The 12,233-nt window shown below is 73.0% G+C and carries 13 protein-coding genes; 2 read left to right on the top strand and 11 right to left on the bottom strand.

Annotated features, from left to right (window positions below):
* Positions 1–33 precede the first annotated feature (33 nt).
* Positions 34–606: a TetR/AcrR family transcriptional regulator gene (locus ACZ6IM_RS17445; protein WP_052838737.1), complete on the bottom strand. Its 573-nt coding sequence runs from the start codon at positions 604–606 to the stop codon at positions 34–36.
* Positions 607–666: 60 nt separating this feature from the next.
* Complete coding sequence (locus ACZ6IM_RS17440; RefSeq protein WP_052838736.1) at positions 667–1,032, bottom strand: MerR family transcriptional regulator; 366 nt, start codon at positions 1,030–1,032, stop codon at positions 667–669.
* A gap of 116 nt (positions 1,033–1,148) precedes the next feature.
* On the opposite strand from ACZ6IM_RS17440, the gene ACZ6IM_RS17435 reads away from it, so the two are divergent.
* Both ACZ6IM_RS17435 and ACZ6IM_RS17430 read left to right on the top strand, forming a co-directional pair.
* The gene (locus ACZ6IM_RS17435) at positions 1,149–2,222 is read left to right on the top strand and encodes an alkene reductase (RefSeq protein ID WP_469557375.1); all 1,074 of its coding nucleotides are present in this window, start codon (positions 1,149–1,151) and stop codon (positions 2,220–2,222) included.
* A 182-nt stretch (positions 2,223–2,404) separates the two neighbouring features.
* A complete protein-coding gene (locus ACZ6IM_RS17430) occupies positions 2,405–3,694 on the top strand; it encodes a phosphatase PAP2 family protein (RefSeq protein WP_469557599.1) in 1,290 nt (429 codons plus the stop codon).
* Between the two features lie 14 nt (positions 3,695–3,708).
* On the opposite strand, the gene ACZ6IM_RS17425 is transcribed toward ACZ6IM_RS17430, so the two are convergent.
* The 9 genes from ACZ6IM_RS17425 to ACZ6IM_RS17385 form a co-directional block, all read right to left on the bottom strand.
* Positions 3,709–4,629, bottom strand: coding sequence for an SDR family oxidoreductase (locus ACZ6IM_RS17425; protein ID WP_052838733.1), 921 nt, complete (start codon positions 4,627–4,629; stop codon positions 3,709–3,711).
* 125 nt (positions 4,630–4,754) lie between these two features.
* The gene (locus ACZ6IM_RS17420; protein ID WP_052838732.1) at positions 4,755–5,534 is read right to left on the bottom strand and encodes a hypothetical protein; all 780 of its coding nucleotides are present in this window, start codon (positions 5,532–5,534) and stop codon (positions 4,755–4,757) included.
* Positions 5,535–5,719: 185 nt separating this feature from the next.
* Entirely contained in the window at positions 5,720–6,277 is a 558-nt protein-coding gene (ssuE, locus tag ACZ6IM_RS17415) for an NADPH-dependent FMN reductase (RefSeq protein WP_052838731.1), read from the bottom strand.
* Between the two features lie 48 nt (positions 6,278–6,325).
* On the bottom strand, positions 6,326–7,114 hold the full coding sequence (locus ACZ6IM_RS17410; RefSeq protein WP_052838730.1) for a serine aminopeptidase domain-containing protein: 789 nt from the start codon (positions 7,112–7,114) through the stop codon (positions 6,326–6,328).
* A gap of 2 nt (positions 7,115–7,116) precedes the next feature.
* On the bottom strand, positions 7,117–8,157 hold the full coding sequence (locus ACZ6IM_RS17405; protein WP_052838729.1) for an LLM class flavin-dependent oxidoreductase: 1,041 nt from the start codon (positions 8,155–8,157) through the stop codon (positions 7,117–7,119).
* Positions 8,147–9,508: an NtaA/DmoA family FMN-dependent monooxygenase gene (locus ACZ6IM_RS17400; RefSeq protein WP_469557371.1), complete on the bottom strand. Its 1,362-nt coding sequence runs from the start codon at positions 9,506–9,508 to the stop codon at positions 8,147–8,149. Before ACZ6IM_RS17400 ends, ACZ6IM_RS17405 begins: the two co-directional genes overlap by 11 nt.
* A gap of 103 nt (positions 9,509–9,611) precedes the next feature.
* A complete protein-coding gene (locus ACZ6IM_RS17395) occupies positions 9,612–10,445 on the bottom strand; it encodes an ABC transporter ATP-binding protein (protein WP_469557369.1) in 834 nt (277 codons plus the stop codon).
* Entirely contained in the window at positions 10,442–11,344 is a 903-nt protein-coding gene (locus ACZ6IM_RS17390) for an ABC transporter ATP-binding protein (RefSeq protein WP_052838726.1), read from the bottom strand. The genes ACZ6IM_RS17395 and ACZ6IM_RS17390 overlap by 4 nt, the downstream gene beginning before the upstream one ends.
* On the bottom strand, positions 11,341–12,231 hold the full coding sequence (locus ACZ6IM_RS17385; protein ID WP_469557367.1) for an ABC transporter permease: 891 nt from the start codon (positions 12,229–12,231) through the stop codon (positions 11,341–11,343). The genes ACZ6IM_RS17390 and ACZ6IM_RS17385 overlap by 4 nt, the downstream gene beginning before the upstream one ends.
* Between the last annotated feature and the right edge of the window lie 2 nt (positions 12,232–12,233).

The raw sequence follows: 12,233 nt of genomic DNA, 5'->3' as shown, positions 1-12,233 counted from the left end.
GCGGGGACGCCGCCACGGCGCTCCGGGTTCGCGTCAGGGCGTGGTCGGCCAGGTCCGCAGCAGGACGTCCAGCGCGTCGAGGATCTCCGTCCAGCTCTCCTGCGAGTCGGGGGCACTGTGACTGAACCCCCCGGCGGCCTCCAGACTGACGTAGCCGCTGAAGACGCTGCCCAGCAGCCGCACCGCATGGGTCTGGTGGGGTTCCGCCAGGTGGTATCCGCGCAGGATCGCCCGCGACATCTGGGAGTGGCGCACCCCTGCACCGGAGGCCGCCGCCTCCGCGTCGAGGGGGAACTGCGTGGCGGCGAAACGTCCCGGGTGTTCACGGGCGTAGTCGCGGTAGACGTTCGCGAACGCGGTCAGCGCGTCCTTGCCCGCCCGGCCGGCCACCGCCTCGGAGGCCCGGTCGGCCAGCTCCTCCAGGGCGAACAGGGCGATCCCGGTCTTGAGGTCGTGGGCGTTCTTCACGTGCGAGTACAGGCTCGCCGTGCGGACGCCGAACCGCCGGGCCAGTTCCGTCGGAGTGGTGCGCTCGAAGCCGATCTCGTCGGCCGTCTCGGCCCCGGCCCTGATCAGACCCGCGGTCGTCAGTCCTACCCGAGCCACGTCCGTCCTCCGCATCGCTCGTCCGGCAGCCGGGGATGATTATGAGCTTGCCTAAGATGATTAGGCAAACTGGGTGTCCCGGTACTCGCGGGCCGCCGTCATCAGGGCGTTGAGCGCGTCCCTGGTGCGGATGAGCTCGGCGATGTGCTCGGTCAGCCGGTCCCGCTCCTGAGCCATGCGCTCCAGCGCGGCGTCGGAATGGGTCTCGCTGGGTGCGTCCACGCAGGGCAGCAGTTCGGCGATGGTGCGGCTGGAGAGGCCCGCGGCGTAGAGCCGCTGGAGGAACCTGACCCGCTCGACCTCGTGCTCCGTGTACTGGCGCTGGCCCCCGGCGCTGCGTGTGCTGGCCAGCAGCCCCTGGTCCTCGTAGTAGCGCACCGACCGGACGCTGACCCCGGCCCGCGACGCCACTTCCCCGATGCGCATGCGCTGCTCCCTGCTGTGATCCGCGGCACACTTACTTGCCTCTGACGTCAGTGTCAGGTTCTAGCGTAGCCGTCGTGCCCGAGATCCGGGCCCGCGGACCACGAAGGAGTCCTGACATGGCGTCCCTCTTCGACAGTTACCGGCTCGGCGGCCTGACGCTGCCCAACCGGATGGTCATGGCCCCGATGTCGCGTGTGCGTGCCGCCGAGGGCGGCCTGGCCACGCCGTCGATGGCCACGTACTACGCCCAGCGCGCCACCGCCGGACTCATCGTCTCCGAGGGAGTGCAGCCGAGCCTGGTCGGGCAGTCCAACCCGGGTACGCCCGGGCTGCACACCGACGAGCAGGTGGCCGCGTGGCGCCCCGTCACCACCGCGGTGCACGCCAACGGCGGACGGATCTTCGCCCAGATCATGCACGGCGGCCGCGTCTCGCACCCCGACACCACCGGCATGCAGCCGGTCGGGCCCTCGGCCGTGGCCGCCGTCGGGGACGTGTTCACTCCGACCAGGCCGCAGCCGGCGCCGGTTCCCCGTGCCCTGGAGACCGCCGAAGTGCCCGAGCACGCGCACTCCTACGCGCTGGCCGCGCGCCGCGCCGTCGACGCGGGCTTCGACGGAGTCGAGCTGCACGGCGCCAACGGCTACCTCATCTCGCAGTTCCTCTCCTCGAACGCGAACCTGCGCACCGACCGCTACGGCGGCCCGGTGGCCAACCGGATCCGCTTCGCCGTCGAGGCCGTCTCCGCTACCGCCGAGGCCGTCGGCGCCGACCGGACCGGCATCCGCCTCTCCCCGGCGGGGACGTTCTGGGGCGTCGAGGAGAGCGACGTGCTCGACCTCTACACCGAGCTGCTGACCGAGCTGTCGCGCCTCGGGATCGCGTACGTCCACGTCGAGGCGACCGCCGACGAGGACCTGCTCATCGCTCTGCGCCGCCTGTGGCCGGGCACGCTCGTCATGAACCCGGTGCTCCCGATGGGTCCCAAGCAGACCGGGCGCGAGGACGCCGACCACTGGCTCGGACTCGGGGCGGAGCTCATCAGCTTCGGCCGCGGCTTCATCGCCAACCCCGACCTCGTCGAGCGCCTGCGCACGGGTCTGCCGGTGGCGCCGGTGGACGAGGCCACGTACTACCAGGGCGGTGACGCGGGCTACCTGACCTACCCGGCGTACCAGCACACGGCCTGACGGCGGCCCGGGGGTCGGTCGAGCGGTGCCGTTAGCATGTTCGAACTCGTGACGATCCGTACGAGCGACCTATTTGTCCGACCCCTAGCAAACGGGCCAAACAAGTGAAAACCACCCAAAAACGAATACCCGGGCGAAGCGACCTCGGCTCCCCGCTCGCCGCGTCGCGCCGGCCGAGGGCCGTGCTGTGGACCGCGGCGGGTGTGGTGACCCTCGGTTTCCTCGTCGGCCTGGAATTCGCCGCGCGCCACTACGGCGTGCGGGGCCCGATCACCGAGCAGGCGCGAGAAGTGGTCTTCGCGCCCGACTCGGGGCCGCTGCTGTACGCCGGCCTCGCCCTGACGATGGTGGTCCTGACCTGGCGGCAGCGCCTGGTCGCGGCCGGTGCCGCGATCGGCGTCGACCTCGTCTTCCTGCTGGTGCGCTGGGCGGTCGGCGCCGACATGAACTTCGGCAACGGCGCGCTGTGGGTGGTCCTGGGCTGCGCGGTCGTCGCCGTGACGCGGCGCAGGGGCGGTGAGCGTGCCCTGCTGCTCAAGGGTGTCGGCCTCGGGCTGCTCCTGGTGGCCGGGCACAAGACGGGCGACACCTGGCTGCTCATCACGTCGAAGACACGCAAGGCGGTGCTCGACCCGTACGTGGCCACCGCCGACCAGGCGCTGGGCAACCCCTCGTGGCTGGTCGGCCGGTTCGTCGAGGCCACCGAGCCGGTGGGTGACCACGTCCTCCACCTCGTCTACGGCCAGCTGCCCCTGGCCGCCGCCCTCGTCGGGCTGTACCAGCTGCGTCACGTGGCGGTCGAGCGCCGGTTCCCGAGCCACCACCTCGTGCGCACCTTCCTCGTCATCGGCCTGCTCGGGCCCGCCGTCTACATGATCTTCCCGGTCGTCGGGCCGGTCTTCGCCTACGGCGCCGACGGCGGCCAGTGGGCGGTGGCCAACCTGTGGCCGGACACCCTGCCGCCGGGCGGCGCCCCGCACACGATCCCGTTCGACGGCATCACTCCGCGCAACTGCATGCCCAGCCTGCACACGGCGTGGGCCACGACGCTCTTCCTCCACTCCCGCAAGGGGTCCCGGGCCATGCGGTTCGCAGGCGCGTTCTGGCTGGTCGCCACCCTCACCGCGACCCTCGGCTTCGGCTACCACTACGGCGCCGACCTCGTCGCCGGAGTGGTGTTCGCGCTCACCGTCGAGGCCGCGATGCGCGCCTTCGCGCGGGGCTGGGACCGCGCGGCCGTCGGGCTGGTCGCCCACGGCACGGCGGTGTTCGCCGTGCTGTTGGTGGCGTACCGGTTCCTGCCGGTGGAGATGGCCGGGCACCCGTGGGCCGCCGGGCCGCTGCTGCTCCTCGCGATGGTCTCCGTGATCCTCGGCTATGCGCGGACCACCCGGCGGTGGGAGACGAAGACCGCGCCGGCGCGGCGGCCGCAGCCGCCGCGCCCCGCGGAACCGCAGCCCGAACTGGTCTGACGCCCGGGCCGGGGCTACTTGAAGTAGTGCCCCTGCTCGAGATCCTCCACGAGCCCCGGCTGGACGGGCTCCCATCCCAGCAGCTCGCGGGTCAGGGCGCTGGAGGCCGCGCGGTTGTCGGCGAGGGGGCCCGCCAGCCAGCTGAAGTGGCCGCCCGCGTCCGAGGCGGGGACCGAGACCACCGGCAGGCCGAGCTGCCGGCCGATCACCTCGGCGATGTCCCGCACGGGCAGTCCCTCCTCCGCGACGGCGTGCAGGGTGGAGCCCGCGGGGGCCTTCTCCAGCGCGAGGCGGAACAGGTGCGCGGAGTCCAGACGGTGCGCGGCCGACCAGCGGTTGGAGCCGTCCGCGATGTAACCGGATACACCCTTCTCGCGGGCGACTGCGATGAGGGCCGGGACGAACCCGTTGTCCCCCTCGCCGTGATTGGTCGGCGCCAGCCGCACCACGGAGGAGCGGACCCCGCGGGCCGCCAGGGAGAGGGCGAGTTCGGCGGTGGCGCCCCGCACGTGCTGGGCTTCGCCCCGGGCCGCCGCGGCCGGGTCCGGGTCGTGGCCGTCGCGTTCGGTCGCCACGTGCCCGGGGATCGCGGGGGTCCCGGACGCGATCGTGAACGGCCGGTCGGAGCCCGCGAGCGCCTCGCCGATCACCTCGACCGCCCGCCGGTCGGCCTCGCCGGCGCCCTTGAAGTCGCCCGAGAACGCGATGTCGTGCTTGAAGGCCAGGTGCACGACCCCGTCCGAACCGGCTGCCGCGCTCCGCAGCACGTCGAGGTCGTCCAGGGTGCCGCGGACCACGTCGGCCCCGGCCGCGGTGAGCGCCTCGGCCGAGGCGTCCGAACGCGCGAGTCCCACGACCTGATGTCCCGCTCCGATGAGTTCGGGAACGACGGCTGAGCCGATCCAGCCGGAGGCGCCGGTGACGAAAACACGCATGAGAATCCTCCAGAGATGTCCGTACCTGGCGACTGCCGGCCCCACCGGGTGTGGGAGCGGCGCGGTGGACGCAGGGCGCCGGAACCATCGATGACAGCCGCTGTCATCGACAGTAGCACGCGATGTCAGTCACTGCCGTCACTCCACCGTCGCCGCGCGCCCGCGGTGTGTCGGGCTGCCGGACGCATCAGCCGGAGGTCGTCGCCCCAGGCGTCCAGCGTCGCCGCGTGTCCCGCCGCGCGCGCCACGGTCTCGACCCGGCCGAACAGCTCACGCTGCGCCTCCACGTCACCGGACCCGGTGATCCGTCCGAGCGTCGCGAGCAGGTCGCGCGTGTCCCAGCCTGGGAGGGGGAACCGGTCCAGCTCCCACGCCAGGTACTTGTTGTAGGGGCGCGGACGGCGGTCGAGGGCGAACAGCAGCTCCAGCAGGAAGCCGAGGCTGTCCGCCGCGTCGAGCCGCGCGGCGAGCGGATGCCCGTCCCGGGCGTTCTTGAGCGACCGGTAGTGGGAGTTGGCGTAGGCGTCGAGCCGGGCGGCCGCCGTCCGTGAGGCCTGCGCCGCACCGAGCCGCCCTTTGGCGGCCACCATCTTCGTGACGCGACCGCCGAGCCGGTCGAGCAGGACCCGGGCCCGCGCGATCGCGTAGCGCTCCCAGCCGCCGAGCCGGTCGAACTCCGCCACCGTCACGACGACCAGATCCAGCCGGGCGGAGCGGAAGCCGTCGAGGGCGGCCAGGCCGGTCTCCGCCTCGTCGGCGACCACGACGTACAGGTCGTGGTCGGAGTACCGGGTGACCATGCCCTCGTGGGCGCGGGACCCCTTGAGGACGAGACCGACGACGCCGGGGTCGGCGGTGGCGCGGGCGACGAACGCCTCGTAGGACATCGGGTGGGGTGCGGACACGTGCGGGCCTCCGGACTGTTTGACGGGGAACATGCCGAGCCGCCCTCGAAGTCCCATCGACAGGAGGGCGGTCATTCCGTCCGCGGCGGCCGGGGCCGCCGCACAGCGGCTCAACGCACGGTCCGGACGCTAGCAGCGGGTGCCGGCGCCCCGCGACGGGTTTGTCCGCCGCCTCCGCCCGGCGCTCACCCCGTCGACGCGAGTGCGGTCCTGGTGCCGGCCAGGGCCGTCGAGAACTGGTCCGTTGCCTGGGCCAGGGCTTCGGCGGCGGCGGGTGCGATGACCGTCGCCCCGTCTTCGCCGACGGTGATGTCCGTGTCCAGCGTGAACCAGCCGGGGACGATGTGCAGCGCGCCCATCGAGCTGAGCACGGGGCGCAACGCGTAGTCGATGGCCAGGACATGAGCCGTGCTGCCACCGGTGGCCAGCGGGAACACCGTCTTGCCGGCCAGCGCGTACTGCGGGAGCAGGTCGAGCAGCGACTTGAGCAGCCCCGAGTAGGCGGCCTTGTACACCGGGGTCCCGATCACCACCCCGTCCGCCCGCTCGAACAGGGCGGCGGCGCCGGTGATCGCCGGGTGCCGGAAGTCGGCGCCCAGCAGCGCCTGCGCGGGCAGGGTGCGGACGTCCAGCGGTGTGACGTCGTGGCCGTGCAGCCGCAGCCGGTCGTCCAGGTGGCGCAGCAGGCGTGCGGTGCGTGAGGTGGGGGAGGGGCTTCCGGAAACGGACAGGACGGCGGCCATGCGGTCACCCTTTCGCGGTCGGGGTTCGGGAGGGGACGGTCGTGGTGCTCACCAGGCGCTCGTCTCCACGGCGACCACCGGCACCAGTTCGTTGCGCAGGGTCTCCAGGAACGTCACGATCTCGGCGGCCACGGACCGGTGCTGCACGTCGTTGAGGACGTCGTGATGGGCGCCCCGGACCACCGACAGACGGGCCCGGGGCAGGGACTTGGCCGTGTGGGCGAGGGCGTTGCGGTCCGCGAGCGGGTCCGCGTCGCCGACCAGGAAGAGCGCGGGCAGGTCGAGTTCCGCGTCGTAGGCGGCCGTGAGCAGCGGGTCGGGGAGTGCCTCGCCCAGCGATCCGCGCCGCACCGCGGTGTCGGCGCTCAGCGTGCCGCGGTGCGTGGGGCAGGAGGTGCGTACGTCGAGTTCCTCCTCCCAGGTGCCCACGCCGGGTGCCGTACGGCCCGGCAGCCCGGCGAGGACGATGGCGTCGGGCCGCCGGCCGCCGGGCAACCGCCCGGTCCGCCCGAGGTGTGCGGCGAGCGCGGCGGCACCCGCGTCCGCGCCCAGCAGCACCACGGGCTCCGTGACACCCTCGGGTCCCGCCGTGCCGTCGACCGCCGTCGCCAGCAGGGCGCCGAAGCGGGTGAGCGCGGCGTCAGTGCCGTAGGGCGCCCCGGGACCCCCCGCCTCCAGGTCCGGTGCGTCGACGACGCGGACGCGGTAGGCGTCGGCCGCGAGGCGGGCCGCGAGCCGTCCGTAGGTCGCCCGGGTCTCCCCGCGGCCGGGCACCACGACGATCGTGCCGCGGGTGCGCAGGCCCTCGGGGGCGTGGTGGTCGGTGTGATCGGTCATGGTCAGACTCCTGCGGAGGCGGATGCGGGCTGGTCGCGGGGCGCGGGGCTCCAGCCGAGGGCGGGTGCCACCTCGGTCGCGATGAGCTCCAGCGCGCGGACCGTGGCGTCGTGGTCGGGCACTGCGGGGTTGAACTGGGTGATCAGATCGGTCGCGAGGGGGAGGACCCGCTCCCGCCGGAACGCCGTGACGATCTCCTCGGGGGAGCCGTGGAAGGCGTGGAAGCGCCGCAGCGCCTCGTCCGCGTCGAGCCCCTTGGGGAACGCGCCGTGCTCCGCCATGCGCAGCGCCGCACGGTGCACGTCCTGACCGATGTGCCGCAGCGCCGTACGGCGGTCCTTCGCCGGGAAGACCAGCCGGGACAGACCGATGCGCGGCCTGCGCGGCCGGTCCCAGGCGGCGAGGAAGGCGTCCGCCCAGGGACGCTGCACCTCGTCGGTGGGCGCGTCGTGGCCGTAGGCGGCCCGGTTGAGCAGCAGGTGGGAGCCGCCGCCCGCCGCGTACACCGCTCCGTCCCGGCTGAAGACGCCCTGCCAGATCCGGTCGGTGAAGTCGCCGGCCGCGGGCTGGACGCGGAAGCCGGGAGCGCCGATCTCCTCGTTGTTCAGGGCGCGTCGCAGGACGTCCAGGTGCTCGCTGGTCAGTTCGCGCTTGCGGGACACGTCGCGTCCGAAGGCGGCGTACTCCAGGTCGCCGGAGCCGCTGCCGACGCCGAGTTCCACCCGGCCGCCGCTGAGCGCGTCGACGGTCGCGACGTCCTCGGCGAGACGGACCGGGTCCTCCAGCGGGAGTACCGTGACGGCCGTGCCGAGCCGGATCCGGGTGGTGCGCGCGGCGGCGTGCGCGAGGAAGGTCCACGGCGAGGACAGTCCGCCGCCACCGAGGGGAACGTGGTGCTGGGCCACCCAGCCGACGTCGAAGCCGAGTTCGTCGGCGACCACGAAGAGATCCTGGGCGTTGCGGTAGGTCCGGGCGAGGCCGGTGCCGCGGCCCTGGACGTGGGTGAGGAAACCGAGCCTGAAGCGAGGCCGCTCACTGGTCATGACGGGCCCCTCGGCCTTGTGCGGCGGAGCGTTCGAGGGTGTGCCGGTTGGCCGGGACGGGCAGTCCCAGGTTGCCGCGCAGCGTGTCGGCCTCGTACTCGGTGCGGAACAGGTCCCGCTTCTGCAGGATCGGCACCACACCGTCGACGAAGAGGTCCAGCTCGTCCTGGGTGCGGAAGGCGAGGTTGATCCCGTCGAAGGCGCCGGCGTCGAACCAGCGCTCGATGGTGTCGGCCACGGTCTCGGGCGCGCCGACGAAGGGTGAGCGGCGGAACTCCGCGACGGACTGCGCGACCTGGCGCAGCGTCAGGTTCTCCTCCCGCGCCCGCTCGATGATCTTCGCGGCGCCCGTGCGGCCCCCCTTCTCGGCGAGATGGGCGACGTCCGGGAACGGCGCGTCCAGGTCGTGCACACTGAAGTCGTAGGCGCCGAACGAGCGGCCGAGCAGCGCCAGGTGGCGCTCGAAGTCGTTGTCCTCCTCGAAGATCTCCCGCTCCCGGCGCCGGGCCGCCTCGTCGGTGGCGGCGACGACCGGACCGCCGTGGATGAAGATCTTGATGTGCTCTGGGTCCCGGCCGTACGCGGCGGTCCGCTTCTTGATGTCGGCGTAGTACTCCCGCGCCTGCTCAAGCGATCCGCCCGGCGCGTAGATGCCCTCGGCCACCCGCGCGGCCAGGTCGCGTCCCTCCTCGGACACGCCCGCCTGGAAGACGACCGGCTGCCCCTGCGCGGAGCGCGAGACGTTCAGCGGCCCGGCGACCTTGAAGTGCTCGCCCTCGTGGTTCAGTTCGTGCAGCCGGGACGGATCGAGGAAGACGTTGCGCGCCACGTCCGCCGGGAAGGCGTCGTCCTCGTAGGAGTCCCACAGTCCGCGGGCGACCTCCACGAACTCCAGGGCACGGCCGTAGCGGGTGGTGTAGTCGAGGTGCTCGTCCAGCCCGTAGTTGCGCGAGGTGCCGGTGTCGAAGCTGGTCACGACGTTCCAGCCGGCCCGGCCGCCGCTGATGAGGTCGAGCGAGGCGAAGCGGCGGGCGAGGTTGAAGGGCGAGTTGTACGTCGAACTGGCCGTGCCCACCAGGCCGATGTGCCGGGTGTGGGTGGCGACGGCCGACAGCAGGGTGAGCGGCTCCAGCCGGTTGAGGTAGTGCGCCGGGTAGGTGGCGTTGATGAACTGGCTGTCGACGATGAACAGTGCGTCGAACAGGGCATGTTCGGCCGCCTGGGCCTGCTTGATGTAGTAGTTGATGTCGATGCTGGCGTTCTTGGCGACGCGCGGGTCCTTCCACAGGCCGTGCTGGCCGGGACCGCCGACGCCGTAGGGGTGCAGGGCGAGATGGATCCTTCGGGGCATGACTGATTCCTGTCTGTCGTGACGTGGCATCGGTGACTTGGGATGCACCGGGATGCACCGGGATGCCCCTGGGGCATCGGGGGTGCATCGGGGCGCACGGGCGTCAGGCGGGCAGCAGCGCGCGCAGGGCCGCGCGTTCGGCCCGGTCGGCCGGGGCACCGCGCAGTGTCGGCGCCGAGCCGACCAGCAGCCGCGTGTACGGGTGCTCCGGACGGCCCACGACGTCGCGGGCGGCACCGACCTCGACCAGCTCCCCCCGGTACAGCACGGCGATGCGGTCGGCGATCCCCGCCACGGAGCCGAGGTCGTGGGAGATGAAGACGAGGGCCACACCGCTCGCCCGCAGCTCCTTCAGGATCTCCAGGACCTGGACCCGGTTGGCGGAGTCGAGGGCGCTCACCGGCTCGTCGAGGATGACCAGCCGCGGTTCGGTGACCAGGGCGCGGGCCACCGCGATCCGCTGCCGCTGACCGCCGGACAGCTCGCCCGGCAGCCGGCCGAGCAGGTCCTCGGTCAGCCGCACGCGGGGCAGGAAGGCCCGTACCCGCGCCGCCGCCTCCTCACGGGCCGTGCCCCGCACGAGCAGCGGTTCGGCCAGCGACGCCTCGACGGTGAGGTCCGGGTCGAGGCTGCGCAGCGGATCCTGGAAGACGTACTGGATCACCCCGCGGCGGCGCAGCTCGCGCCACTGGCGGGGGCCGTGGGCGGTGACGTCCTCGCCGTCGACGACCACGGACCCGGCGGTGGGCCGCACCAGACCGAGCACGCTGCGGGCGAGGGTGGACTTGCCCGAGCCCGTCTCGCCGATGAGGCCGACCGTCTCACCCGGAGCGACGCTCAGCGAGACGCCGCGCAGGACCGGGCGGCGCTTGCGCCGCGCACCGTAGTGCACGTCGAGCCCGGTGACGTCCAGGACGGGGCGGGTCTCGGTGGTCACGCCGTCTCCTTCGGTGCGGTCGGTCCGAGGAACTTCTCGAGCCCGTACTGCTCGTGCTCGCTGATCAGCAGCCGTGTGTACGCATGCCGGGGGTCGTCCAGGACCGTGCGGGTCGGTCCCTGCTCGACCACCTCGCCCTGCCGCATGACCAGCACCTCGTCGCACAACCGGGCCACCACCGCCAGGTCGTGGGAGACGACGACGAGGGCGAGTCCCGCGCGGTCGCGCAGGTCGGCGAGGAGGTCGAGGATCTCCGCCTGCACGGTGACGTCCAGCGCCGTGGTGGCCTCGTCGGCGATGAGGATCAGCGGGTCGGCGGCGATGGCGGCCGCGATGAGCACGCGCTGGAGCATGCCCCCGGACAACTCGTGGGGGTACTGGTCGTGGACCAGTTCCGGGTCCCGCAGGTGCACCGCCCGCAGCAGGGCGAGGACCCGCTCCCGCGCCGCCCGGCGCCCGAGGCCCTTCTTGACCCGGACGACCTCCGCGATCTGCCTGCCGACGCGCAGCGACGGGTTGAGGTAGGACGCCGGGTCCTGGAAGACCGCGCCGATGGTGGCCCCGCGCAGCGCGGTCCACCGCGCGGGCGTGAGAGCCGAGATGTCGGTGCCGCCGATCTCGACCGCGCCGCCGGTGACCGCGAAATGGGCGGGCAGGATGCCCAGTGCGGCCCGGCAGGTGAGGGTCTTGCCGCTGCCGGACTCGCCGACGATGCCGACCACCTTGCCGGGGGTGAGGTCGAAGCTCACGCCGTGCACGATCTCGCGCCCGTCGCTGCCGTCGGCGATCCGCACGTCGCGCAGGGAGAGCAGAGGCCCGGCGGGGTCGGGTGGATCTGCGGGGGGCAGGGCGCCGGTCTCCTCGGCCCGGGTCAGGAGCTTCTCGGACACCGTCGTCATCGCGCACCTCCGGCGGGAGCGGGTTCGTTGGGTTCGGTCCGGTCGGTGCGGGCCCTACGGCCCTTGAGCAGGGCGCGCCCCGCCTCGCCGGACACATCGCGGATCGCGTCCGCGAGCAGGTTGCCGGCCCAGACGGTGATCATGATCAGCAGCGCCGGGGTCAGCGGTGCCCACGGCCGGTGGCTGAGATAGCCGAGGTCGGAGGCGAGCAGCCCGCCCCAGGTCGGCTCCGGCGGCCGCACGCCGATGCCCAGGAAGGTCAGGCTCGACACGATGACGAAGCCGGTGCCGATGGTCTGGGCGAAGGCCACCGCGATCGGCGGCAGCACCTTGGCCCAGACGTGGCGCCGCACGACCCAGCCGATCGAGGCGCCGGAGATCAGCGCCGCCTCGACGTACTGCGAACGGGCCACGGCCAGGGTGGCGGCGCGGGACACCCGGTAGAACAGGGGCGACACCAGCACGCCGGTCACCAGCATCGCCTGCGTCAGCCCGTTGCCGAGCAACGCGATCACGGCGACGGCGAACAGCAGGAACGGCAGGGCCACCAGCGTGTCGGCCAGGCGCAGGGTGATCCACTCGAAGACCCGGCCCAGGTACACCGACAGGATCCCGGGAACCGCCCCTGCGACCAGTGCGGTGAGCGCGACCTGGAGGGCGCCGAGCACACTGACCCGGGAGCCGTCGAGGAGCCTGCTCAGCACGTCCCGGCCGAGGTAGTCCGTGCCCAGCCAGTGGCCGCCGGACGCGGCGGCGAGCGTGTGGTCGCTGGTGGCCAGCGGGTCCTGGGGTGCGAGCAGCGGACCGAGGATCGCGAGCAGTGCCACCGCCGTCAGGATGGCGACGGCGATACGGCCGGAGGTGAGCGCGAGGACGCGGCGCACCATGG

It is taken from the genome of Streptomyces sp. NPDC042336, assembly GCF_055581985.1.
This window is presented reverse-complemented; position numbering and strand designations above follow the sequence as displayed.